This window comes from Actinokineospora baliensis, from assembly GCF_016907695.1.
Classification (GTDB): domain Bacteria; phylum Actinomycetota; class Actinomycetes; order Mycobacteriales; family Pseudonocardiaceae; genus Actinokineospora; species Actinokineospora baliensis.
The window spans coordinates 3900787-3925375 of sequence record NZ_JAFBCK010000001.1; the positions used below are offsets into that span (position 1 = coordinate 3900787).

Consider the following 24589-nt stretch of genomic DNA (forward strand, 5'->3'; position numbering starts at 1 on the left):
AAGGTCGACAGGGTCTCGGCCCGCCCACGACGTCGCTGGCCGCATTGCCGAAACGACCGAGTAACCGGGCAGTTGCACGGGGCTACCGGTGTGGAGTCGTCGGGCGGGCGCAGCGTGCTTCCCGGGGCGCCCGAGTCGTCCAGTCAGGCAGCCGCGCCATTCGCTGCGGGCGGAGCGTGAACCCGTTCGGCCCTCCCGTCAGTCCCCAGCAACCTGGCCCGCTCAGCCAGGCAGGCGCACCAGCGTGGCCGGTCCGGTCCGTGAATCCCCAGGTGCGGTGTCCGGCGCGTGTAGCGCGAACCCCTGTCCCACCGGCTCCAGCCAGCCCTCCGCCGCCGCGACTTGTTCCACTCGGGCGCCGTTGACCACCAGGACCTGGGAGATCCCTTCGCTCATCCGCGTCCCCACCCACAGCAGGTCGCCGTCCACCCGCAGCCGTGGTGCCTCCGCCCGGTCCACCGACGCCAAGTTCCCGAGCAGGCCCGGGTAGGTCCCCAGCCCGCGCGGGGCCCGCTCGTCGTACATGTGCAGGGCTAACCCTCGGTTGGGCACCAGCGAGTCCTGCACGACCCCGTAGACCCGGTTGGCCGTCGCCACCCACCTGGCCGCCCCAGCGCGGGGGCGCTCGACGAACAGTGACCGGTCAGGGCCTGCGAATGTCTCCAGGCCGCTGTTGGTGCTCAGGAACCACCCGTCGCGCTCCAAGGCCTGGTGCACCCACAGGCCGGTCGTGTCCTGCTGTTCGGCGATCACCGTCAGTTGCCCTTCGGCGTCGACCGTGCCGATGACCTGGCTGGGGACGATGGTCGAGGTGCGCAGGCCGGTGCGGCGGCGGGTGATCTTGCCGAGGACAACGGCGGCGGTTCGGCCGTCGCCGAGGGCGGTGGGTGGGACCGAGGTGGGCATCGCCTGGTCGAGCAGCCTGCGGCGGACGCCGTCCTCGTTGACGAACCAGGTCGCGGTCGAGCCCAGTGGTCGGGGCACGGCGTTGACCGGGGTGAACGAGGCCGCGGGGCGGATCACCACGACCTGCAGGTCGCCGGTCTCGCCCCACGGCAGGCCGACGGTGTTGTCCACCGGGCCGGTCGAGGGTCCGCGCAGGAACACCCAGCCGTGGCCGCCCTGGGCCAGCAGCCACGGGTCGTGCGCGGTGACCAGGTCGGTGGTCGAGCGGATGATCAGCTCCGGGCTCAGCGCGTGCACCCGGACCACCTGCTCGCGCCGCTCGGCCACCAGCACCAGGTCGTCGGCGATCGCCCAGCCGGTCACCAGGCTCATCGGCAGTTCGCGCTCCACCCGGCCGCCCCGGTCGAGCTTGCGGATCTGGTGACCGCCCGCGCCGACGCCCCAGGTGTAGATCGCGCCGTTGGCCGCCTGGGCGTCGAGCACGTCGGTGGCCAACACCGGCAGGGCACTGGCCCCGGGGCGCCGCGGCGCGGTCACCGGGCGCGCGGTCAGCGTGCGCTGCGCCCACCGGGCGGCACCGAGGGCGACCACCGTCTTCGGGTCCGGCGCGGTGCGCACCAGCCCGTCGTACTGGGCCCGCAGCGCGTCGCGCACCAGCGGGATCCGGCTCGCGCCGCCGGTCAGGAAGATGCCGCGCAGGTCGCGGGGGTCGCGGCCGCTGCCCTCGATGCTCTGCGCGAGCAGCCGCGTCGTCCGCCGCACGTCCTCGCCGACCAGCGCGTCGAACTCGGCGCGGGTGATCCGCACGTCGGTGTCGGCGCCGGGGACGTACTGCACGGCGTCCTCGTGCTCCGAGAGCGACTCCTTGGCCAGCCGCGCCTCGGTCAGCAGGGCGGCGGCCGCGGCCTGCCAGCGCCGGTCCGGGTTGGAGCTGACCTGCTCCCACCACTCGGGGGCGAGCCTGCCCAGTTGGGCGCCGAAGTGGTGGAACACGCGCTCGTCGAAGGTCTCGCCGCCGATCTCCGGGTCGCCGCCGGGGGAGCCGACCACGCTGAAGCCGGAGCCCTCCGCGGTGAGCACGGCGGTGTCGAAGGTGCCGCCGCCCAGGTCGTAGACCGCGACGCTGTCGCGGCCGCCGATCCCGTCGGCGGCGTGCGTGTGGCTGTAGTGCACGGCCGCGGCGACCGGCTCCTCGACCAGCTCGACCGGCCTGCCGGGCAGCACCACCTCGGCGACCTCCAGCAGCACCTGCCGCTGCGCGGGGCTCCACGCCACCGGGTGGGTGAGCACCAGCGACGCGGGCGCCGACCCGTCGAACCGGGTCCTCGCCTCGCCGACGACCAGCTCCAGCAGCGCCGCCAGGGCCCGCTGCGCGGTCACCGGCTCCCCGCCGAGCAGCATCGGGCGGCGGCCGACGTAGCGCCTGGGGTTGCGCTCGCCGCGCTCGGGCCCCCGGCCGACCATGCGCTGGGCCAGGGTGCCCGCGACCAGGGCGCCGGACTCGTCGAGCACGATGGTGGAGGGGATCCTGCGCTCCCCGGACACCTCGAGCGACTCCACCTGCGTGGCGGTCGCGATCGCCGCCGATGAGAAGCTCGTGCCCAGGTCAACGCCAAGACTCCACCGCGTCACGGCGCCCCCGTCCCACTTGATAGCCCATTCGTGTGTACTCCTACAGGATCGCTGGTGGCCGGACGGCGTTTCGGTCCGGGGTGCCCGCGGTCCGTAGACTCCCGCCATGGCGACGTACTTCGACGTGCACCCGGACAACCCGCAGCGGCGCTCCCTGGCCCAGGTGGTTGCCCTCCTGCGCGACGGCGGCCTGGTCGCCTACCCCACCGATTCCTGCTACGCGCTGGGCTGCGCCCTGGGCAACCGCGAGGGCATCGACCGGATCCGGCAGATCCGCAAGCTCGACGACCGGCACCACTTCACCCTCGTCTGCCAGGACTTCGCCCAACTCGGGCAGTTCGTGCACCTGGACAACGCGGTGTTCCGGGCGGTCAAGGCCTCCACCCCGGGCAGCTACACCTTCATCCTGCCCGCCTCCAAGGAGGTCCCCAAGCGGCTGCTGCACCCGAAGAAGCGGACCGTGGGGGTGCGCATCCCCGACCACACCGTGGCCCAGGCGCTGCTCGCCGAGCTCGGTGAGCCGCTGCTGTCGTCCACGCTGCTGCTGCCGGGGCAGGCCGAGCCGATGGTGTCGGGCTGGGAGATCAAGGAGGAACTCGACCACGTGCTCGACGCGGTGCTCGACTCCGGCGAGTGCGGGACCATGCCGACCACGGTCGTGGACTTTTCCGAGGGCGCGCCGGAAATCATCCGGTACGGGGCCGGGGACGCGGCAAGATTTGAGTAGCGGTTTTCGGTTGCACGGTGTGTCTATGCCCACCTTCGTTGTATAACGGGGCTATTACGCTACTGTCTGCTCCCGTGTCGGACCATGACCCTTCACCCGATCAGCCGTTGCGCGAGGTGCCGAAGTTCCCCCCGCGTCCCACGGAGCCGGTGTCGACTCCCGCCGTGATCGTGAGCACCCTGCCGGACGAGCTGCCCTGGTCGCCGAGGACCAGCGCGCGGCCGCCCACCGCCGCGGAGCTCCCCGCGGCCCGGCCTGACGCGGAGATCCCCGCGCAGCCGGTACCCGCCGCTGTGGCCCCCACCGCGGCCGCGCCCCAGCCCGGTGCGCCCGCGGTTGCCCAGTTGGCCATGGCGCAGTCCAGCCCGGTTCACCCCAGCCCGGCTCAGTCCGCCGCGGTTCGGACTGCCACGGGATTGCCCGTGGTGTCGCGGCCGGAGGCCACCACGGTGACCATCCCGGTGGCCCTGCCCTCGCCGAAGCCGGGAACCGTCGGCCCAGGCCCGTCCTGGCTGATAGACCAGCCGCCGAACCGTTCGCGCCGCAAGTGGGTGTACGCGGCCTTAGGCGTGGTCGCCGCCCTCTTGGCCGGGCTCGTCCTGTGGCTGACAGCGGGCAATGACGACCCGCCGCCGGTCACGCCGCCGAAGGCGGGCGGGGAGTACCTGTTCCAGCGGATGGGGGAGACCGTCGAACCCGCCCGCGACAGCGACTGCGCCGAGCACGCCTACGGCAAGGTCAAGCAGTTCCTGATCGCGAACCCGTGCAGGCAGCTGACCAGGGCGCTGTTCATCACCGCCACCGACAGCGGCCGCACGGTCTACACCTCGGTGGCGGTGGTGCGGATGCCGGACCGTTCGACCGCCGAGAAGCTCGAACTCCTGGTGCGCCAGGACGACACCGGCAGCGTCAACGACCTCCTGCGCGAGAAGAAGGCCGTGGTGCCGGGGCTCGACCGCTTGAGCCGGGGTGGTTTCTCGGCGACGACCAGCGACCGCGACGTGGTCATCACCGAATCAGACAGCGCCGACCGCGACGAGGACACCGCCGCGCACAAGGCCGAGATGAAGCGCGTGAGCGTCGAGGCGCTGAGGTTGGCCGAGGAGCTCGGGTAGCCCCTCACAACCGCGCCACAACCGGCTTGCGCTAACTACAGCCGGGGGCGCACAGAGAGAGGGGTAGGTCCATGAGGGCTCTGTTGCTCACGGCGGTCGCGGTCGCCGTGGCACTGCCGGTGGTACCGGCGCAGACCTGGTCGACGGCGGCGTGCGGTCCGGCGGCGGTCTCCGTCGGCGACTACCGGCAGTACGAGGGGACGGGGTCGGGCACGACCCCGTTCTCCTTCACCGTCACCGTGACCACCGCGCCGGGCTGCACCGCAACCGGCTCGGTCGGCTACGTCACCGAGCACACCAGCACCGGCCCGACCGACATCGTCGCCACCTCCGGCACCCTCACCTGGACCGACGCCACCGACGCCAAGCTCGTGGTGGTCGGCGTGGTCCGCGACGGCACCCCGGAGCCGGAAGAGGCGTTCGCGCTGCGCCTGCACTCCCCGCAGAACCTGGTGATCACCCGCGACCGCGGCCGCGGCCAGATCATCGACGACGACCTGCCCGCCGTCGAAACCGGCCTCGACGGCGGCAAGATCTGCTGGCGCTACGAATCCTCCACCGTCGAGGTCGGCGTGCACACCAACACCCCGGCCAGGGCCCCGATCACGATCCACTACCGGACCGTGCACACCGGCGCCAACCCCCCCGGCTACTACCCGGTCAAGGACGGCATCATCACCATCCCCACCGGCAGCACCCGGGGCACCGCCACCATCCGCCTCAAGACCGACCCCAACCTCCCCGACGAACAGTTCTACGTCGAGATCTTCTCCCCGTCGGCGGGCACCCTGGGCCTGTCCCGGGTCCCGATCACGGTGAAGTCCAAGCGATAGGGCGGCAGTACCGGGCCCGGTCACCCCTGGGCGGGGGTGGCCGGGCCTTCCGCTGCCCTGGCCCTGCCACGAGGTTCACGGTTCGGTGGGGAGTCGCACAGCGACGATGCGGTTCAGGGGGCCGGCCGAACTGCTGGCGGTGGGGAACAACACCGCAGAGACACCGGTGTTCCGGTGCCTCTGCGGTGTTCCGGGTTCCACTGCGCGGCTTGCCGCCCCTTGGTTGGCTTCTGGTCCGCGGCCGGGACCCGCGGTCACACGAGGCCGGACATGGGCGAGTGGCCCGGGCACCCCGCGCAGGTGTCCGGGCCACTCGTTTCCCCACCCCGCGGCTTAGCCGGTGGTCAGGCGGAACTCGACCCCGCCGAGGTCCTCGTTCTTCTCATCGGTCTGGTTCACCCGCAGCACCGCTCGGGTCTGCTCGGTGGCGGTGAACTCCAGCTTGGTCTCGAAGCGCTCCTTCGGGTCGATCACCAGGCCGAGGAAGCGGGCCTGCTTGAGGTCGACGATCTCGAAGCGGGATTCGTCGACCTGGCGGACGCCTTCGAGTTTGCCGCCGCTGGCCTTGAAGCGGGCGGCGAGCTCACGGCCGAGGTCGATGGTGACCTTGCCCGCGAAGGGGGTGTCCTGGGCGGTGAAGACCAGGTTGGTCACGGCCCTCGGGTTCGGGTTGGCCAGGGTGAACGGGCGGGTGGTCGGCTGGCCGGGGGTGACCTTGACCGTGTCGACGTTGCGCCAGGCGATGTTGTTGTTGTTGCGGGTGTTGGTCAGCGTGTTGGGGCCCTCGGCGAAGGTCATGGGGTCCGTCGCGGACTCCCAGCGGGCCAGCAGGCAGAAGTGGCCTGGGCCGGGCACGCCGTTCCACGGGACGACCACGCTGGTCACGCCCGCGGGCACGGTCACGTTGACCGCGGTGTTGATGTGCGTCCAGTGCGTCGGCCAGACCGCGGCGCCGCCCTGGGCGGTGTAGTACAGCTTGAGGTTGCCGTAGCCGGTGCCCGAGCCGTTGGGGCCGGGGTTGTTCAGCTTGACGTGGATGAAGCTGTTCGAGCCGACGACCGGGTTGGCGCCCGCGCAGGGGGCGGCGGTCGGGCAGACGGTGATGTCCGGGCTGGTCCAGATCGGGTTCAGGCCGTGCGGTTCCACGCCGGTGTCGGCGGTGTGGTCGCGGATGAACACGTCGGTGCGCCTGCAGTTGCGCAGGGACTGCTGGATGGTGGTCGCGGTGTTGGAGCCGTTGGCCGCCGCGAGGGTGTAGACGCCGCCGGTGGTGTTGGCGTAGTCCTGCATGATCGACACGATCGGTGCCGACACCCCGCCGGTCGGCACGTACACGCTGTTGATCTTGATGCGGTTCTGCGCCTCGAGCGCGCGCTGGTGGGCGTTGGTGACGTCGACCGGGGCGTGCACGTCGTCGAAGCCGCCGGGGGGCGCGTCGGTGACCAGCACGATCATCTTGGTCGCGTTCGAGCGCCACGTGCCGTTGAAGTCGCCGACCTGCGGGCGGCCCAGCGCGGGCAGGTTGTTGATCGCGGTGTTCAGCGCCTCGTCGGAGGCCTCGGGGGTGTTGCCGCCGCCGCCCGCCGCCAGCGCGTTGACCGCGGCGGTCACCGCCGCCTGGTTGCCGGAGGCCAGGTCGTTGATCACCCGGACGTTGTCCTTGAAGCTGACCAGGCCGAGCTTGAAGTCCCCACCGGAGAGCGTCGACACGTCGGAGATGATCGAGTTGATGCCGGTCTTGATGTTGGCGATCGCCGCGCCCATGCTGCCGGTGTCATCGATGACGAAGGTGACGTCCATCGGGCCGCACGGACTCGCCGCGGGCGGCGGGACCGCCTTGGCCACGGCGGGTTCGGCGGTGGCGGGTAAGGCGGGCAGCACGGCGGCGACCATCGCCGCGGTGGCGGCGATGAGCGTCCGGCGGCGCCCGGTTGAGCTGGTCGGCATGGGTCTCTCCTAGCGGGACTCACGGGGTGTACAGGGCTGGCGGAAGCTTGGTCGCCACCGGTTGTGGCATGGTTGTCGCGGAACGCAACCGGCCCCGCGCGGCCCGCGGCACCCCAGCTCAACCACTTGGGTGTTTGCGCAGCGCAGCGGGGTCGTTACGCTCCCTTTACCGAGCGGCGCGGAAGGAGCTGGGCGTGACCCGACCCGGCGAGCTGCGTGTGCTGGGTCCGGTCGAGGCCGTCGGCCCGGCCGGGCGCGCGCTGGTGCACGGCACCCGCCAGCGGGCCGTGCTGGGCGTGCTGGCCCTGCACGCCGGGTCCGTGCTGCCCGCTTCCCGGCTGATCGACGTGCTGTGGGGGGAGAACCCGCCGCGCACCGCGGTCAAGACCCTGCACAGCCACGTCGCCAGGGTCCGGCAGGCGCTCACCGCCTGCGGCTTCCCGACCGTCCTGCGCACCAGGGAGCCCGGCTACCTGCTCGAAGTCGAACCCGAGGTGGTCGACGCGCTGCGCTTCCAGCGGCTGGTCCGCGCGGCCCGCGAGCACCTGGGTCGGGACAGCGCCGAGTCCGCCGCGCCGCTGCTGCGCGAGGCGCTGGCGCTGTGGCGCGGGGACGCCTTCGCCGACGCCGCGCTGGAGAGCTGGGGCTGCGGCGAGGTCGACACCCTGCACGAGCTGCGGCTCTCGGCGGTGGAAGACCTGTGGGACGCCGAGCTGCGTCTGGGTGGGCACGCCGAGGCGGCCAGGGAGTTGCCCAGGCTGGTCGCCGCGCATCCGACCCGCGAGCGGCTGGCCGGGCTGTGCATGCTGGCCCTGCACCGGCGCGGCCAGCACACCGACGCACTCGGCGTCTTCCGCACCCTGCGCGCCAGGCTGGCCGAGGAGTTCGGTGTCGACCCCGGCCGCGAGCTGGTCGACCTGCACACCGCCATCCTGCGCCGCGACCCCGACCTGGACCCCCGGCCCGCCGCGCGCGGCCCGGCACAGTTGCCCGCCAGGGTCGGGCACTTCACCGGTCGTGCGGGCGAGTTGTCCACACTGGACTCCCTGCTGGCGGGCTCCGACGAACGACCTGTCGTGGTGATCTCCGCCGCCGCGGGCATGGGCAAGACGTCGCTCGCCGTGCAGTGGGCGCACAGCGTCGCCGACCGCTTCCCCGACGGGCAACTCTTCCTCGACCTGGGTGGCCACGACGCCGGTCGCGCTCTTACCGCCGCCGACGCCTTAGCGCATCTATTACGAGCATTAGACGTGCCGGACGAGCGCATGCCCGCTGAACTCACCGAGCGGTCCGCGCTCTACCGCTCGTTGCTGCACGGTCGGCGCTGCCTTCTGCTGGTGGACAACGCCGGTGACGCCGAGCAGGTCCTCCCGTTGGTGCCCGGTGGCGGGCGCTCGCTGCTCGTTGTCACGAGTAGGCAGACGTTGGCGGCACTGGGGACCAGACACGCTGTTGTGCCTGTCGCGATCGACAGCCTCGAACACAGCGAATCACTTGAGCTGCTCACCAGGGTCATCGGCGCTGATCGGATCAACAAAGAACCCGGCGCCGCGGCCAGGTTGAGCCGGTTGTGCGGTGGGATGCCGCTCGCGCTGCGCCTCGCGGCGGCCCGCCTGGTCGCGGCTCCTGGCCGATCGGTGGCCGAGTCCGCGGCGGAGCTGGTGGGCGCGGGCAGGCTCGACACGCTCGCGGTGGAGGGCGACACGCGGACGGTCCGAGCCGTGTTCGCGAGTGCCTACGACCCGCTGGAGCCGGGGTGGGCCCGCATGTTCCGACTGCTCGGGGTGGCGCCGGGCAGCACCGTCAGCGCGTCGTTGGGCGCGACGCTGTGCGGGGTTCCGGTGGAGCGCGCGCGGGAGTCCCTCGCGGCGCTGACCACGGCCCACCTGATCACCGAGGTCGACCACGACCGGTTCCGCTTCCACGACCTGGTAAGAGAATTCGCCGCGGGCAGGGCCAAGCGGGACGAACGCGCGCTGGCGCTGTCGCGGCTGGTCGACTGGTACCTGGTTGTCGCGGACGAGGCCAACCGCGTGATCGACCCGAACCGTGACCTGGTCACCCCCCACACTGCGGCACCCACGGTCGCGCGTCCCGTTCGAGGACCGGCACGGCGCGTTGGCCTTCCTCGACGCCGAGCGGCCCAACCTGCGCGCGGTGGCGCAGTGCGCCCGCGAGCTGGGCAGGCTCGACTCGGCCTGGCAGTTCACCTACCTGCTCACCAGCTTCTTCGACGCCACCGGCCACTGGCACGACCGCGTCGAACTCTGCCGCCAAGGCGCCGCCGCCGCGACCGCCCTCGGCGACGCTGTTGCCGAAGCCGAAATGCTGCGCGCCCTCGGCGTCGCCTACTTCATGACCCGCCGCCTACGCGAAGCCCTCGAAACCAACCAACGCGCCCTGCGCACCGTTCGTGCCGCGGGCGACCTCGTAGGCGAGGGGCACGTGCACAACAACATCGCCAACGCCTACGCGGAATTGCGCCGGTTCGACGAGGCCATCGCCGCGCACCGGCTCGCCGTCGCCCGCTGCGCCGAGGCGGGCAGCGACCTCGGCCGGGCCCTGTCGCAGCGCAACCTCGGGCACACCTTCGTCCGCATGGGCCGAGCCGAGGAAAGCCTCGTCCCGCTGACCGACGCCCTCGCCACCTTCCGCGGCCTGGGCAACGCCCGCCTCGAAGCCGCGACCCTCGACACCCTCGGCGAGGCGTGGCTGCAGCGCGGCGACCACCGCACCGCGCTGGCGCACCTCGGCGAGGCCGTGGCGGTGAGCCGGGCCATTGGTGACCGGTGGCTGGAGTGGGAGTCGCTGCTCGACACCGGCCGAGCCCACCTCGACGCGGGCGACATCCCCCAAGCCCGCACACACTTCCGCGAAGCACTGGACCTCAGCCGAGAAGTGGGCGACCGCCACGGCGAAGCCTCCGCCCTCAACCAACTCGGCCGCGTCTACCTCGCCGCCGGTGACCTCGCCGCCGCCAGGGACCACCTGGAACGCAGCCTCTCCATCCGAGCTGCCGTCCCCGACGACTACGAACTCGCCCACCTCCACCGAGACCTAGGCGACCTCGAATCCCGCACCGGCGACACCAGCACCGCCACCCACCACTGGACCCGCGCCCGATCGCTCTACCACCAGGCCAACGCCACCGTCGAGGCCAACGAGCTCGCCGCCCGCATCCCTTAGGTGCCTGCACCGGCTCCGCGGCTGTACCGGGAGGGCAGTGACAGGGCTAAGGTGCCGCCCGCTTTGCGCGGTTCGCCACCCGCCACTGGGTTTCGCGCGCGGCCAAGGAGAATCCCTCTCCTGCGGCACGGCTGCTGGCCACCGGCCCGTGCGCGTGTGCGGCACCGGCTCGGCCGACTGTCATGTGCTGCGTCTCCAGGCCAACCCGCCATGGGTCGCGCGTGTTCGCTCTACCACCAGGCCAACGCCACCGTCGAGGCCAACGAGCTCGCTGCCCGCATCCCTTAGACCTCAGGGAAGTCCCAGCGGTCGAGGAACTCCGGCAGGGTCATGCCGAGCAGGTGGGCGTCCCAGTGCTTGCCGCCGAAGAACTCGTGGGATCGGAGGCGGCCTTCTTCGGTGAAGCCGAGGGATCGGTGCAGGGCCAGAGAGCCCTCGTTGAACTCGTAGACCTTCACCTCGCACTTGGTGAACCTCTGCTCCCCGAACATGTAGCGCAGGAGCAGGCCCACGGCGTCGGCGGCGTAGCCGCGGCGTTGGTACTGGTGGCCGATCCCGATGCCGTAGCTGAACCGGCCCGCGCGGCGGTCGACGCCCGCGGTGCTGAGGCTGCCCACGAGGTGGCCGGTCTCGCGGGATTCGATCGCGAGGTCGAGGTTCTCGCTGACCTGGGTGGACCGGCTCGTCGCGGCTTCGCGGAACCAGCGGGCCGAGCGCGGCGGGTACACCCGGTCGACCGCGCGCATGTCGCCGGTGTGTTCGGCGAAGCCCTGGAAGACCTGCCAGTCTTCCGGTTCGACGCCGCGCAGCCGCACCCGGGTTCCGGTCCACAGCGAGCTCATGCCGCGCAGTCAACCAACGCAGGGCCCGGCGGGGCCAGCGGATATCGGCTACTCGGCGCGTTCGCGGATCGGCACGGCGAACCACAGCAGCATGATCAGCAGGCCGCACACCCCGGCGACGGCGAACGCGCCCCAGCCGCCGATCACCATCTCGGCCAGCAGCAGCACCGACGCGGTGACCGCCAGGGACAGGCACACCATCCCGGCGATCGTGGTGCGCGTGGCCAGCCGCATGATCTCGGCGCGCTTGCCCTGCCGGAACAGGATCCGGTGCCAGGCGGCAGGCGCGGTCAGCAGCCCGACGGACGCGACCGCGAACAGCACCGCCACCAGGTGCGTCGCCCGTTCGAAGGTGTTCGCGTCGCGGGTGTAGACCTCGGTGAACGCGATCGAGAGCAGGAACCCGAACAGGATCTGCACCCCCGCTTGGGCCACCCGCAGCTCTTGCAGCAGTTCGTTGAGGTTGCGGGTCAGCCGCTGCTGGGGCGACTCTTCGGGCTCTGCGGCGGTCATGGGGGCTCCTGCTCGTCGGTGGGGACCTGATCCGAACATTCCTCGCCTCAGCCCCGGGCAAACCGGACAGCGCCGCGGCGACCGTAGGATCGGGCGCATGACCGTCGAAGTGGTGGACGTCGCCGAGCGCGGCCGGTTCGAGGCCCGGGTGGACGGGCGGGTAGCCGGGTTCGCCGAGTACCTGCGCGGCGCTGACCTGGTCGTGTACCCGCACACGGAGGTCGACTCCGCGTTCGAGGGCCAAGGCGTGGGCGGCGTACTGGCCAGGGCCGCCCTGGAGGACGCCCGCGCCCGGGGCCTGGCGGTCTTGGCGACCTGCCCGTTCATCGCCGCCTGGATGCGGCGGCACCCCGAGTACCTGGACCTCGCCTACCAGAACCGGTCCAGCGCCGCCGACTAGCGGCGGTGGTCGGCCAGGATCCGGCGCAGGTAGTCCGCCAGCCCGACCGTGCGGTCGTCGAGCTCCACCTCGACCGGCGCCGGGTAGGGCTCCCACGCCGAGATCAGCGCCCGCACCACCGACCCATCGTGGCGCAGCGCGGCGCTCTCGCCCCGCGCGACCGGCGTGTACACCGGGCGCACCGTGGTCTGCGCCATGCTGATGACCACGCCCCGGCCCAGGCTCCAGCCGCGCACCCCGCCCGGCTCGGCGACCACCCGGTGCCGCACCTTGGCGCCCTCGGTGGTCTCCCGGTGCTCGCCGCGGGGGAGCTTCTCCACGTGCTCGACCGGCAGCGGCGCGGGCAGCAGCCCACCGGCGAACGCCGCCGCAGGGAAGTCGCGCACCGCTTGTTCCACCTGGGCCAACACATCGGGGCCCGCCACCTTGCGCCGCTCGGCGTCGCGGGCCAGCCAGCGGGGCCAGGCGAGCGGGTCGAGCAACGTGCTCAGGTCGATCACGGCGTGATCGTACGTCCGACCACCGGTGGCTCTCATGCGTGGATCCCCTGCGGCATGCGCGGCAGCCTAGGCGCGGCGGGTGAACGCCACCCTCGCGCCGGATGGCGTTACCGTGTTGCCCCATGGACCACGCCGCGGTACTGGTCGACCACACCGCCCGGCTGGCCGCGCTCGCCGCGGCCGACCCGGCCACCGAGATCCCCACCTGCCCCGGCTGGACCCTCGACAAGCTGATCAGGCACGTCGGGCGCGGTCACCGCTGGGCGGCGGCGATCGTGCGCGGCGGCGAGTTCGTCCAGCCCACCGAGGTGCCGGAGGGCACGCCCACCGGTGATCCGGCGGCGTGGCTGGAATCCGCGTCCGGGCTGCTGCTCGACGCCGTCGCCGCGACCGGGGCGGACAGTCCGGTCTGGACGTTCACCGGTCCGCGCCCCGCCGGGTGGTGGCTCCGCCGCCGGGCCTGCGAGGCGGTCGTGCACCACGCGGACGCGGCCTTGGCGCTCGCGTCGCCGTTCACCGCGACCCCCGAGGCGGCCGCCGACACCATCTCCGAGTGGTTGACGCTGCTGGCCGACGGGCTCGCCGACAACCCGATCCTGGCCGAGGGCACCAGCCTGCATCTGCACGCCACCGACGGCGCGGGGGAGTGGCTGGTGCGCCCGGGACCGGTGTGGGAGCAGGCTCACGCCAAGGCGACGGTGGCTCTGCGCGCGCCGGTCACCGACCTCATGCTCGTGCTCCTGCGCAGGAGTCCCCTTGAGACGGTGGAAGTCCTCGGCGACCGCGGTGTCGCCGAGGACTGGTTGGAGCACACCGCTTTCTGAGTCCCTACCCGACTTCGGCGTCCTCCGGGCGCGCCCGCCGGGGCAGCAGGAAGCCGAGCACCGCGACCGCGACGATCAACCCCACCGTCACCCACAGCACGGCCCGCACCGACCCGGGCTGGTCGCCGCTCTCGAAGTGCTGGAAGAACACCGTCCCCAGGACCGCGACCCCGGCGGCGCCACCGAGCTGCTGCACCGCGTTGAGCACCCCCGAGGCCGACCCGACCATCGGCAGCGTCACCCCGGCCAGCACGATGTCGAAGAACGGCGCGATCAGCAGCCCCATCCCGATCCCGCACACCAGCAGCCCCGGCGCCAGGTCCCAGCCGGTCGCGATCCCGGTCGAGCCGAACTCGGCGATCACCAGCACGATCCCCGCCGCCATGATCAGCGCGCCGATCTGCAGCACCGGGCGGCCGTACTTGCGCCCGAGCACCGCCCCGGACAGGCCCGCGCCGATCGCCGCGCCCAGCGCCCACGGCGCCACCGCGATGCCCGCGTCCAGCGCCGACATGCGCAACCCCAGCTGCAGGTACAGGCCGAGGGTGAGGATCAGCCCGGACATCGCCGCGAAGAACGCCACCCCGACGACCAGGCCGCCGGTGAACGCGCGGGAGGTGAACAGCGCCGGTTCGACCAGCGGCGCTCGGCCCGCGCCGTGCCTGCGGACCTGGTGCACCCCGAACACCGCCAGCACCGGGACCGACGCGGCCAGCATCGCGAACATCCAGCCGGGCCAGCCCTGCTCGCGGCCCTGCACCAGCGGGTAGATCAGCAGCACCAGGCCGGTGCTGACCAGCACCATGCCCACCACGTCCACCTTCGGCGCGTGCTCGGCCCGCGACTCCGGTAAGACCTTCCACGCCAGCGCCAGTGCGGCAAGGCCGATCGGCAGGTTGATCAGGAACACCGTGCGCCAGCCCGCGTCCCCGGGGTTCCAGGCGACCAGGGCGCCTGCCAGGATCGGACCGCCCACGCTGGCCAGGCCCATGGCCGGGCCGAACGCGCCGAACGCCGCGCCCAGCTCCTTGGGCGGGAAGATCGACCGGATCACGCCGAAGCCCTGCGGGATCAGCGCGGCGCCGAAGAGCCCCTGCAGCACCCGGCTGACCACCAGCATCGCGGGCGACAACGCCAGCCCGCACAGCACGGACGTGACGATGAACCCGGCCAGCCCGATCAGGAACATCCGCCGCCGCCCGTAGCGGTCGCCCAGGCGGCCGCCGGTGATCAGGCCGACCGCGAAGGCCAGCGTGTACCCGGCCGCGACCCACTGGATCATGGTGCTGCCGCCGCCGAGGTGGTCCTGGATGGACGGTGCGGCGATGCCCACCACGGTCGCGTCCAGCAGGTCCATGATCTCCGCGGCCAGCACCGCGACCAGCACCCACCACCGCCACTTGTACGGCGCTTGTGTCGGCGCCCCCACCTCGATCGCGGTCATCGACCCCACCCCTGATTCTTCTCGAACACCGTTCGTTGACGAACGCTGTTCTACTAGCGAACAGTGTTCGTGTCAACTAGGCTTTCCCGCATGACCGCCGCCGAGCACCCCCCCGAGCCGCCCTGGTGGACCCCGCCGAAGAACAGCGGCCCCCGGCGCTCGCTCACCAGGGCGACGATCCTCGCCGCGGCCCGCCCGATCCTGCGCGCCGAGGGCATCGACGGCCTGAGCATGCGGCGGCTGGCCACCGAACTGGGCACCGGCCCCGCCTCGCTCTACGCCCACGTCGCCAACAAGGACGAACTGCTCGACCTGCTGTTCGACCAGGTCGCGGGGGAGATCCCGCTGCCGGAGCCGGACCCGGCGCGCTGGCGCGAGCAGTTCACCGCCCTGTGGACCGCCGCGCACGAAACGCTCATGGACAACGGCGACATCGCCAGGGTGAGCCTCGGCCGGGTCCCCCTCGGCCCCAACTCCATGCGCGCCGCCGAGACGACAGTGGTGATCCTGCGCGGCGCGGGCATCCCACCTCAGCCGGTGGCTTGGGCGCTGGACGCCGTCCCGCTCTACGTCGCCGCCAGCGCCGTCGAAAACGCGATCGGCGTCGCCCAGGCCCGAGTGGGCAACCCCCCCGAAGAGCACTACGCCAGAGTCGCCGAGTACTTCGCCGCCCTGTCGCCCACGCACTACCCGCTGATGAGCGGCATGGCCCGAGAACTCGCCGAAGGCGGCCGAACCGAGCGGTTCGCGTTCGGCCTCGACCTGCTCGTCCGCGGCCTGGAGTCACACATCGCGCCCCAGGGGTGACGCGAGCTCGCCGGGGGCGGCCTCGAACTGGCGATCGGCCTCGAAGCCGCTCGGCCGAGGGGCGGCCTGGGGCGAGCCGGGCGAAGATGCCTGATCTTGAGTTGTGCGCGACGACCGATGTCGGCCTGCGCGTCGGTGAGGCCGGTCTGGTGGGCAGCCGGTCCTGGTGCGCCGCTCGGCCGGAGGCGTTCGGCCGCACGGTGGCGGCTCGGACGCGTGGGCAGTTGGGCGAGGCACTGCTCCCGGGTGGTGCTGCGCGACGACCGATGTCGGCTTGCGCGTTGGCGAGGCTGAGTCTGGTGGCCAACCGGTCTTGGTGCGCCGCTCGGCCTGGAGGCGTTCGGCCGCACGGTGGCGGCTCGGACGCGTGGGCAGTTGGGCGAGTGCACCTGCTCCCCACTGGTGCGGCCACCGGGACCGACTTGTGCGCCATTGAGACCGACCTCGTCCCGCCGCCGGTGCGGGCCTCGGTGGTCAGCCTTCGAAAGCGCCCGGTCACATGGCGCGAGCCCGGCGGGGGCGCTCGCTACCGGGATCGGTCCACAAGGGGCGGTGGGGCGATCCCGGTCACAGTGGACGGTCGGGTTCGGGTCAGCCCGTCGTGTCGCGGGAGTCGACCAGGGCCTGCACGCCGTCGAGGATGCGGGCTAGGCCGAACTCGAACACGTGCTTGGGGTCCTCCGCCGCTCGGCCGACCGCGCTGACCACGGCGGCGGCGAGCGGGTAGCGGCTCTGGTCGAGCAGCGTGGTGAGGACCGGGTTGTGCGCGGCCCACCACTGCTGCTCGCTGACCCCGCTCTCGCCGTCCCCGCTGGCCTCCACCGCGCGCCGCGCGGAGGTCTCCGCGTGTCCGATCACCAGCGTGAGCACGGTGTCCATCTCGGTTTCGGTCAGCCCGATCCCGGCGACGGTGCCCAGCTCGTAGTCGAACTTGGCGATCACGTTGGGGCCCAGCGGTGGGCGGCTCACCCCGACCCGCAGCATCCACGGGTGCCGGTGGTAGAGCTCCCAGTTCTGCTTGGCGACCTGTTCGAGCCGCTCGCGCCAGCACCGCCGGTTGTCCTCGGGCGACTGCGCGCTCACGCGGTGTGTGTCGGCGTAGACGGTGTCGAGCATCAGGTCTATCAGCTCGGCCTTGCCCGGCACGTAGGTGTAGAGCGACATCGTGCCCACGTTGAGCTTGTCGGCCACCCGGCGCATGGACAGCGCGCCGAGCCCGTCGGTGTCGGCGACCTCGATGGCCGCGGCCACGATCCGGTCGACGCTCAGGTCACGCCTGCCGTTGCGGACCGGCGCCTGGGTCTGCTTGCGCCACAGCAGCGCGAGGCTGCGCGCGGGATCGCCGCCGCCCCCGGTGTGGTCCTTCGTCGCGTCCTTTGCCATGGTGGCCCGATCCTAACTGGTCCGCCTCGGTGCGGTCGGCGACGCACAGGCCCGGGCCAATCCGGCCACCTGCGGATCACCGACCGTGATCGGTCCCAACGTTCTCGTGTGGACGATCGGCCCGCCAGCCCCCGGTGCGCGCCACCCACCGGGACCGCGCTGCCCACGCGGTCCGCCCGGCACCCGATTCGACTGGACCATCCGTCCCCTCCTGTCGTGCATAGGGATACCAGCGGCGGGTGCCCGGGCGGTCGGGAACCGGCCCCGACGCGCCCGGCGCGCGCAGCCGGTCGCCGAACGGGCGGTGCCGCGGCTGCCCCCGCGACCCCGCAGGACCCCCACCGTACCGGAGTTCGTACGGTATACGCCCCCATGCGCGCGGGGCCCGGACCGATTGCCGGTCCGAGCCCCGTTCCGCGAGCGGATTCACGTGGTGGCGACCCCCGCGCGTGTCGATCACGCGGTGGTCGACGGCTACGGCGCGATGGCGCGCAGCGACTCGATGCTGTTGAGCTCGCTCTCGCGCACCGAGACACCCCTGGCGTGGGTGACCCGCCACAGCGTGGTCAGGCTCTGCAGCGGGTGCAGGAACCAGCCCCACGCGCCGATCACCGGCAGCGACCTGGCGACCCGGCCCCTGGCCCGGCGCTCGCTGCGCGAGTGCCAGCCGATGTGCAGTTCGAACAGCAGGATGCCGACCGCGGCTGGCGCGGCGAACATGATCGACGCCTCGATGCCGTAGCCCTTGCCCGCGGCGTGCTCCCAGTTCAGGTACACGCTGCCCGCGAGCAGGGCCAGCAGCGCGAACCGGGGGCCCGCGCCGGAGTAGGGCGACAGGGCGTACCGGTGCGCCAGGCCCGCGACGATCAGCGCGGACGCGTCGAACACCAGCGACACCACGGCGGCCAGCGGGGTGGGGATGCTGAACCCGCGGGCGTACTCGAACAGCGACCACCAGGAGATGCCCATCGCGGCGACCAGCACCACGATCCAGGCCATGTTCGCCGACCACGACAGCACGGTGGGCACCTTCGGCGTCAGCGGCGCCGCGGGCTCCATCAGCGGGTTGTCGATCCGCTCGGCGCGCGCGGTGACGTAGGCGTCGACCGGGGCCTGCTCGGCGACGACGACGGCGTTGCTCCTGGGGGCCTCGGCGAGCGCCTTGGGCTCCTCGGTCCGCTCGTCGTCGTCGGCGTCGACGACGGCCGCGTCGACCTTGGCGGCGTCGACATCGACATCGACATCGTTGGTGTCGGGCTCGGCGGGGTGGGGGGCGGCGGTCGGCGTCGCGGTGTCCGCGTCCGGGGTCACCTTGTCCTGGGTCGCCTCGTCCGGGTTGGCCTTGTCCGGGCTGGCGGTGTCGAGGACGGCGGTGTCGAGGGTCGCGGTGTCCGCGCCGGGGTTTCTGTCGGTGTCCACGGTGTCCGAGTCGGGTGAGGGGATGGGGGTGGGGTCGTCCTGGCGGGGCTGGGCGCCGACCGGGGTGAGGTCGACGACCGTGGGCGACTCGTCCGCCGCGGGGGCCTCCGCGCTCGAGCGCAGCGCGTCGAGTTCGGCGAGCAGTTCCGGGCTCATCGCCACCAGGTCGCCGGTGTCGCCGATGCGGTTCTCGCCGCGCCAGGTGTTGATGATGCCGGTCGCGTAGGCCCGGGTGACGCCGTTGACCCCGTAGGCGGCCAGCCACTGCTGCACCGCGTGCGTGGTCGGCGGGTCGACCTGCGCGCACGCGTAGCGGATCTTGTCGGCCAGGCTGACCGTGGCCGCGATGGCCTCGGCGTGCTCGGGGTCTATGTCGATCTTCGGACTCACCTGCGCGCTCCTGTCGATGGATGGCTGCGGATGACGCGGACCCGGTGTCGAGTCGATGGGTGAGAGCACTCTGTCGGACGCGCTCGGCGGGCGTCCACCCGGGGGGTGCTGGCCGCGACCGAGGATCAACGATCTTGACCGACTCGTGCCCTCGCCGTTATCAAGGTCGACTTCGCAGGCCGCCGCCGGTCCACAGTGGACCGGCGGCGCCAGGTCAGCGCCACCGCGACCACCAGCAGCGACAGCAGCGGGCGCGGTCCGCCCACGATCGTGGAGATCGTGATGTCGCCCACCACCGCGCCGACGGTGGCCGCGAACAGCCACCCGGGTGCGGTCGCGGGTTTGGCCCCGCGCGCCCACGGCGTGCGGCCACCGGGCTTGACCACCGACAACCACGCCTGCGCCGCGATCGCGGCCACCATCACCGCGGTGCCGACCAGTTGCGGCACCGGCGCGACGGCCCGCTCACCCGCGCGCGCCGCGGCCACCAGGTCGTTGAGCCCGGCGGAGAGCACGAAGATGCCGATGTTGAGCTGCGCGACGGTCACCCCGAACTTGGCCAGCACCCACCAGTGCCGGAAGAAACCCCACGCGGTGCCCGCTGACAGCACGATCCCGGTCGCGGCGGAGGCGTTGGCGAACGGCGCGAGCAGCGCGGTGTCCACGACGTGGGCCATCTCCGCGGCGCCGAGCCGGATCGCCGGGTCGTCGGTGGTGTTGCCGACGACCAGCAGCGTGAACAGGACCAGCGCCTGCGCCATCCAGCCGACGGAGGTGATCACGTGCAGCCAGACGGTGCTCTGCCGCCAGCGGTTCTTCCCCATGTCGATCACCGTGGCGCTGGTGGCCGTCGGCGCGGTAGCGGCGTGATCCCGGTCCCGACCCTGGATTCGGCCCCTAGGGGATGCCTACGGTGGGGGGTGAACCGATCCCCTGGAGGGTGTGCTGTGGCGTTCTCGACGCTGTCCCACTTGGAGTGCCCTAAGTGCGGTGCGCACCTCGACGCGGCGGTGGTGCAGGGGACGTGTTCCTGCGGCTCACCCCTGCTCGCCCGGTATGACCTGGATGCCGCGCGGGGGATGGCGCCTGCCGGGCGGGAAGCGACGCTGTGGCGCTACCACGAGGTTCTCCCCGTCGCGTCGCCGTCGGCGGTGATCAGCCTGGGGGAGGGGATGACCCCGCTGTTGCCGCTGCCCGTGCACGGCAAGCGCTTGGGCGTCCCCGATCTCTGGATGAAGGACGAGGGGCTGATCCCCACGGGCTCCTTCAAAGCGCGCGGCGCGGCGGTGGGCGTGTCCCGCGCGGCGGAGCTGGGGGTACGCGGGATCGCCATGCCCACCAACGGCAACGCGGGCGCCGCTTGGGCGCTCTACGCGGCCAGGGCGGGGATGCGCTCGCTGATCGCGATGCCGGTGGACGCACCCGAGATCACCCGCGCGGAGTGCGTCGCCGCCGGTGCCGAGCTCTACTTGGTCGACGGTCTGATCTCGCACGCGGGCGCGCTGATCCGGGAAGCCTTAAAGCAGCGCCCGGACTACCAGGACGTGTCGACGCTGAAAGAGCCGTACCGCATCGAAGGCAAGAAGACGATGGGGTACGAGATCGTGGAACAGCTCGGGATGCGCGCCCCGGACGTGATCCTCTACCCGACCGGTGGCGGGGTGGGGCTGATCGGCATCCACAAGGCGCTCGATGAGATGCGCGCGATGGGCTGGCTCAATCCCGAGACCCGCTTGGTCGCGGTGCAGGCCGAAGGCTGCCGCCCGATCGTCGACGCGTGGGAATCCGGGGCCACCGAAAGCGCCGCCCCCGAAGCACCGACCACGATCGCCTTCGGCATCAACGTCCCCAAACCCCTGGGCGACTTCCTGATCCTGCGCGCCCTCGCGGAGACCTCCGGCACGGCGGTCGCCGTCACCGACGAAGAACTCCTCACCGCACAACGACAACTGGCCCGCGACGAAGGCACCTTCATCTGCCCGGAAGGCGCGGCCTGCTTCGCCGCCCTCACCCGCCTCCGGGAAACCGGCTGGCTCAACGGAACCGAACGGGTGGTGGTCCTCAACACCGGCACCGGCGTCAAGTACCCGGACACGGTGTCGGTGGAAGTTCCCACGGTTCCCGCGGACGGCGCCCTGCCTGGCCCCAGTTAGCTCTTGCCGAGCAGGGGCCTGCTCGCGGCGAGCACTCCCCGTTCCTGCAAGGCCACGAACACCTCCACCAACGCCGGTTCGAACTGCGTGCCGCTGCCCGCCACCAACTCCGCGCACGCCCGCTCGACCGTCACCGCCGCCTGGTACGGCCGGTCCGCCAGCATGGCCACCCAGGCGGTGCACACGGCCACCACCCGCGCCTCCGGCCGGATCTCGCCCCCGCGTAGACCATCCGGATAACCCGTTCCGTCCCAGCGTTCAGCGTGCTGCCGGACCACAGCCGCGACCGCGGTGTGCCCCGGGACCACCGACACCATGCGGTGGCCGTGCTCGGGGTGGGCGCGCACCAAGCCCCACTCGGCTTCGGTCAACGGGCCGGGCTTCACCAGCACCGACCGCGGGATCGCGATCTTGCCGATGTCGTGCAGCCGTCCCGCCAGTTCGGCGGTCCGGGTGGACTCCTCGTCCAGGCCGGACTCGGTGGCCACCAGGCGCGCGACCCTGGCCACCGCTCGGCTGCGCCGCTCACCGGCGAGCAGGGCGTCGACCTCGTCGGCGAGCAGGTGCAGGTAGTCGAGGCCGTCGACCGGGGCCTCGGCCGCGGCGACGCCGAACACGACCTGGTCGCGGCCCGCGTCCTTGGCCGCGTAGAGGGCCCGGTCGGCGATGGACACCAGGTCGTTGGGGTCGGTGCCGTGCGTCGGGTGCACCGCGGTGCCGACCGACACCGTCACCCGCACGCGCTTGCCGGTGGGCAGCGTGATCTCCTCGCCAGCCACGGTCCGGCGCAGCCGCTCGGCGATGATCGGCAGGGTCCGCGCGGTGGCGCCGGGCAGGATCAGCGCGAACTCCTCGCCGCCGTAGCGGGCCAGCACCTCGCCCGCGCGCACGGTGGCCCGCAGCCGCGCGGAGATCTCCACCAGCACCTGGTCGCCAGCCGGGTGGCCGTCGCGGTCGTTGATGGTCTTGAAGTGGTCGACGTCGGCGATCAGCACCGCCACCGAGCCGCCGGTGCGGCGCGCCTTGGCGATCTCCAGCGGCAGTTGCGCCTCGAAGAACCGGCGGGTGTGCAGCCCGGTGAGCGCGTCGGTGATGGCCAGCCTGCGCTGGTCGGACACCAGGGCGGCGAGCCGGGCGATGGTGAGCGCGAACAACAGCGCGCAGGTCCCCGCGACCACCGGTACGTCGCGCACCGACCCGCCCGCCCACTGCGCGAACAGCACCGCGGGGGCGATCAGCGCGGCACCGGACAGGCCCGCGATGCGCACCGGGCTCAGCGGCGCGTCCGGCACCGGCGACGGCTCGGCCATCGCCCGCATCGTCGGGTGCAGCGCGCTCGCGCCCAGCGCCAGGTTGCCGGTCAGCCAGATCGCGTCCAGGAAGTTGCCCGCCTGGAAGGTGCCGTTGAGCTGCTGCACCACGTAGATCGTGTCCGCGGTCATGATCGCGGCGAGCCAGCCGATGAACAGGAAGAACGCGGGCGGGCGCGACCCGCGGCCCAGCAGCAGGCCCAGCGCGACGGTCATCAGCGCCAAGTCCATCACCGGGTAGCCCAGCGAGACGACCTCGACCAGCAGTGGGGCGCCGAGGCGGGTCTGCGGGCCGAGCACGTACAGCCACGACAGCATCGCCGCGACCACCGCCAGCGTCCCGGCGTCGAGCAGACCGGCCACACCGTGCCCGGGGGTGCGGCGGCGGATCAGCAGCACGATCCCGGCCACGGCCAGCGGGTAGTGCGCCAGGTAGAACGGGTCCGCCAGCGACGGGTACGCGGTCACGTCGAAGACGTAGTGCGAGATGTAGAAGATCGCGTCGGCCAGCGCGTAGACCAGTTGGCTCGCCGCGATCAGCAGCCACGGCAACGCGGGCCGCGGCCGGTGCCAGACCATGCCGGTGCACACCGCCACCGCAGCCGAGGTGCTGATCAGGCAGTACAGCACGACCCGCAGCGGGAAGCCGCCCGCGGTCACCGGGGCGAGGTAGTAGCCGACGACCAGTACCGCGCCCACGGCCAGGTACAGCGCCCACAGCCAACGGGCGGCACGCCGGGAACTGGCGGATGCGGCGGAATCGACCACTCGGACAGAGTGGCATAGCGGCTTTCGGCCCCGCGACACGACTCGGCGGGTGATCATCACGTTAGGCCGAACGTGTCACGGGGGCGGCACCGGGTCACCCGGTGGCCGCCCCCGTGGCACGGTGGGTCAGCAGCTCAGGTTCGAGCCCGGGGTGGTGCCCAACAGCTGGGTGAACCGCTGGTAGGCGTTGATCCGGCTCTGCACCTGGGCCGGGTTGCCGCCGTTGCACTCCAGCGCGCCGTTGATGCTGCGGATGGTCTCGCCGAAGCCGCGGCCGTTGACCATCGCGTCGTGCGGGGTCATCGTGCCGGGGCCCTTCTGGGTGTTCCAGTACCAGAGCGCGGTCTTCCAGGCCACGGCCGGGTCCTGCTCGACCAGGAACGGGTTGCGCAGCAGGTCGATGCCCAGCGCGTCACCGGCGGCCTTGTAGTTGAAGTTCCAGCTCAGCTGGATCGGGCCGCGGCCGTAGTACGCCGCCTGACCGGCCGGGCAGCCGTAAGGCTGGGCGGCGTCGCAGTAGTGCGGGTAGTTGGCCTCGTTGATCTCCTTGATGTAGACCAACCCGCCGGTCTCGTGGTTGACGTTGGCCAGGAACGCCGCCGCCTCTTGGCGCTTGGTGGTGTCGGTGCCGGTGTTGGCGAAACCGGGGTACGCCGCCAGCGCGTCGGTGAGGCCCTTGTAGGTGTAGAAGCTGTTGCGGCTGGGGAACATCTGGTTGAACTGCGCCTCGGACACCACGAACCCGGTGTTGGGGTTGGTGGTGGTCGGACCCGTGGTCGTGGTAGTTGGCCGCGTCGTGGTGGTCGGCGTCGTCGTGGTCGTGGGCGTGCCGCAGTTGTACGGGTCCCAGTACCAGGTGCTCACCACCGGGCTGTAGCCCGGGTTGTCGTGCTCGGCGATGTAGAACTTGCCGTCGGTGAACCGGACGACGTCGCCGGTCTTGTACTGCTTGCCCTGGACCCAGTCCGGGTGCAGGCAGCCGTCCGGGCCGGTGGTGGGCGTGGTCGGCCGGGTCGTCGTCGTGGTGGTCGTCGGCCGCGTGGTGGTGGTCGGCGTGGTGCCGCCGCAGGCGCCCTGGTCGGCCCACACCTGGGCCTGGCCGGGGGTCTCGTTCTGGGTCCACCACTTGGCCGACCAGTTGCGGCCGCTGTGGGAGGCGGTCTTGCCGCCGGTGTAGACGGTCGCACTGCTCCACGCGGGCGCGCAATCGGCGGCTGAGGCGGTGACGGTCGGCAGCAGGAACGCCAGCCCACCCACCGTCGCCACCGCGATCGCCGCGGCGATGATGCGGTTTCTCGACACGTGATCACTCCTTAGGGGCCCGCCGCGCAGGGAGCGGTGGGTCGAAAATCACCTAAGCCGATGGGCCAACCGGCGTCAAGGTCTAGACCATTGCCGCTCGGTGGCGGCGGGTACCCGGTCGGCGGGCGGCTGACCGGGGGCCGGAGATGATCTGACGGCCCGCCGGAGATGATCTAGTGTGGGCCCGG

Annotated in this window: 20 protein-coding genes and 1 pseudogene; 9 read left to right on the forward strand and 12 right to left on the reverse strand. The window is 72.1% G+C overall.

The window, feature by feature from the left end; translation table 11 throughout:
• Nucleotides 1-222 precede the first annotated feature (222 nt).
• Nucleotides 223-2538: an Hsp70 family protein gene (locus JOD54_RS18205; RefSeq protein ID WP_204451678.1), complete on the reverse strand. Its 2316-nt coding sequence runs from the start codon at nt 2536-2538 to the stop codon at nt 223-225.
• A gap of 106 nt (nt 2539-2644) precedes the next feature.
• On the opposite strand from JOD54_RS18205, the gene JOD54_RS18210 reads away from it, so the two are divergent.
• The 3 genes from JOD54_RS18210 (at nt 2645) to JOD54_RS18220 (ending at nt 5213) form a co-directional block, all read left to right on the forward strand.
• The gene (locus JOD54_RS18210; RefSeq protein ID WP_204451679.1) at nt 2645-3265 is read left to right on the forward strand and encodes an L-threonylcarbamoyladenylate synthase; all 621 of its coding nucleotides are present in this window, start codon (nt 2645-2647) and stop codon (nt 3263-3265) included.
• A 164-nt stretch (nt 3266-3429) separates the two neighbouring features.
• Nucleotides 3430-4380: a hypothetical protein gene (locus JOD54_RS18215; protein WP_204451680.1), complete on the forward strand. Its 951-nt coding sequence runs from the start codon at nt 3430-3432 to the stop codon at nt 4378-4380.
• 71 nt (nt 4381-4451) lie between these two features.
• On the forward strand, nt 4452-5213 hold the full coding sequence (locus tag JOD54_RS18220) for a Calx-beta domain-containing protein (RefSeq protein WP_204451681.1): 762 nt from the start codon (nt 4452-4454) through the stop codon (nt 5211-5213).
• A 333-nt stretch (nt 5214-5546) separates the two neighbouring features.
• Here the strand turns inward: JOD54_RS18220 and JOD54_RS18225 are convergent, their stop codons facing one another.
• The gene (locus JOD54_RS18225; RefSeq protein WP_204451682.1) at nt 5547-7160 is read right to left on the reverse strand and encodes a vWA domain-containing protein; all 1614 of its coding nucleotides are present in this window, start codon (nt 7158-7160) and stop codon (nt 5547-5549) included.
• A 68-nt stretch (nt 7161-7228) separates the two neighbouring features.
• Between JOD54_RS18225 and JOD54_RS34230 the strand changes: the two are divergent.
• Nucleotides 7229-8620: pseudogene (locus JOD54_RS34230) on the forward strand (AfsR/SARP family transcriptional regulator); the annotation flags it as partial.
• A gap of 275 nt (nt 8621-8895) precedes the next feature.
• Here JOD54_RS34230 and JOD54_RS34235 read toward each other — a convergent pair.
• Nucleotides 8896-9222 carry a hypothetical protein gene (locus tag JOD54_RS34235; RefSeq protein ID WP_239573423.1) on the reverse strand — a complete coding sequence of 109 codons (327 nt, stop codon included), beginning with the start codon at nt 9220-9222 and terminating at the stop codon, nt 8896-8898.
• Here JOD54_RS34235 and JOD54_RS34240 point away from each other — a divergent pair.
• Entirely contained in the window at nt 9210-10346 is a 1137-nt protein-coding gene (locus JOD54_RS34240; protein WP_307860151.1) for a tetratricopeptide repeat protein, read from the forward strand. The genes JOD54_RS34235 and JOD54_RS34240 overlap by 13 nt on opposite strands.
• A 284-nt stretch (nt 10347-10630) precedes the next feature.
• On the opposite strand, the gene JOD54_RS18235 is transcribed toward JOD54_RS34240, so the two are convergent.
• Nucleotides 10631-11188, reverse strand: a complete 558-nt coding sequence (locus JOD54_RS18235; RefSeq protein ID WP_204451683.1) for a GNAT family N-acetyltransferase — start codon at nt 11186-11188, stop codon at nt 10631-10633.
• A 48-nt stretch (nt 11189-11236) separates the two neighbouring features.
• Nucleotides 11237-11701, reverse strand: coding sequence for a DUF6328 family protein (locus tag JOD54_RS18240; RefSeq protein WP_204451684.1), 465 nt, complete (start codon nt 11699-11701; stop codon nt 11237-11239).
• 97 nt (nt 11702-11798) lie between these two features.
• On the opposite strand from JOD54_RS18240, the gene JOD54_RS18245 reads away from it, so the two are divergent.
• Complete coding sequence (locus tag JOD54_RS18245) at nt 11799-12101, forward strand: GNAT family N-acetyltransferase (protein WP_204451685.1); 303 nt, start codon at nt 11799-11801, stop codon at nt 12099-12101.
• On the opposite strand, the gene JOD54_RS18250 is transcribed toward JOD54_RS18245, so the two are convergent.
• Nucleotides 12098-12601 (reverse strand): hypothetical protein, encoded by a 504-nt coding sequence (locus JOD54_RS18250; protein WP_204451686.1) that lies wholly within the window; start codon nt 12599-12601, stop codon nt 12098-12100. The two genes, JOD54_RS18245 and JOD54_RS18250, sit on opposite strands and share 4 nt — an antisense overlap.
• A 122-nt stretch (nt 12602-12723) precedes the next feature.
• On the opposite strand from JOD54_RS18250, the gene JOD54_RS18255 reads away from it, so the two are divergent.
• Complete coding sequence (locus JOD54_RS18255; RefSeq protein ID WP_204451687.1) at nt 12724-13425, forward strand: maleylpyruvate isomerase N-terminal domain-containing protein; 702 nt, start codon at nt 12724-12726, stop codon at nt 13423-13425.
• Between the two features lie 4 nt (nt 13426-13429).
• Here JOD54_RS18255 and JOD54_RS18260 read toward each other — a convergent pair whose 3' ends face one another.
• The gene (locus JOD54_RS18260) at nt 13430-14869 is read right to left on the reverse strand and encodes a DHA2 family efflux MFS transporter permease subunit (RefSeq protein WP_204451688.1); all 1440 of its coding nucleotides are present in this window, start codon (nt 14867-14869) and stop codon (nt 13430-13432) included.
• Between the two features lie 90 nt (nt 14870-14959).
• Between JOD54_RS18260 and JOD54_RS18265 the strand changes: the two genes are divergently transcribed.
• Nucleotides 14960-15676: a TetR/AcrR family transcriptional regulator gene (locus JOD54_RS18265; protein WP_204451689.1), complete on the forward strand. Its 717-nt coding sequence runs from the start codon at nt 14960-14962 to the stop codon at nt 15674-15676.
• A gap of 591 nt (nt 15677-16267) precedes the next feature.
• Here the strand turns inward: JOD54_RS18265 and JOD54_RS18270 are convergent.
• The 3 genes from JOD54_RS18270 to JOD54_RS18280 all read right to left on the reverse strand — a co-directional run bounded on the left by JOD54_RS18270 (nt 16268) and on the right by JOD54_RS18280 (nt 19692).
• Entirely contained in the window at nt 16268-17059 is a 792-nt protein-coding gene (locus JOD54_RS18270; RefSeq protein WP_204451690.1) for a TetR/AcrR family transcriptional regulator, read from the reverse strand.
• 474 nt (nt 17060-17533) lie between these two features.
• Complete coding sequence (locus tag JOD54_RS35585; protein ID WP_204451691.1) at nt 17534-18868, reverse strand: DUF2637 domain-containing protein; 1335 nt, start codon at nt 18866-18868, stop codon at nt 17534-17536.
• Nucleotides 18869-18993: 125 nt separating this feature from the next.
• A complete protein-coding gene (locus JOD54_RS18280; protein WP_204451692.1) occupies nt 18994-19692 on the reverse strand; it encodes a hypothetical protein in 699 nt (232 codons plus the stop codon).
• Between the two features lie 123 nt (nt 19693-19815).
• Between JOD54_RS18280 and JOD54_RS18285 the strand changes: the two genes are divergently transcribed.
• The gene (locus JOD54_RS18285; RefSeq protein WP_204451693.1) at nt 19816-21021 is read left to right on the forward strand and encodes a threonine synthase; all 1206 of its coding nucleotides are present in this window, start codon (nt 19816-19818) and stop codon (nt 21019-21021) included.
• On the opposite strand, the gene JOD54_RS18290 is transcribed toward JOD54_RS18285, so the two are convergent.
• Together JOD54_RS18290 and JOD54_RS18295 are read right to left on the reverse strand one after the other, a co-directional pair.
• The gene (locus tag JOD54_RS18290; protein WP_307860152.1) at nt 21018-23099 is read right to left on the reverse strand and encodes a diguanylate cyclase; all 2082 of its coding nucleotides are present in this window, start codon (nt 23097-23099) and stop codon (nt 21018-21020) included. The genes JOD54_RS18285 and JOD54_RS18290 overlap by 4 nt on opposite strands.
• Before the next feature lie 126 nt (nt 23100-23225).
• Nucleotides 23226-24401: a glycoside hydrolase family 19 protein gene (locus tag JOD54_RS18295; RefSeq protein ID WP_204451694.1), complete on the reverse strand. Its 1176-nt coding sequence runs from the start codon at nt 24399-24401 to the stop codon at nt 23226-23228.
• Nucleotides 24402-24589: the final 188 nt, after the last annotated feature.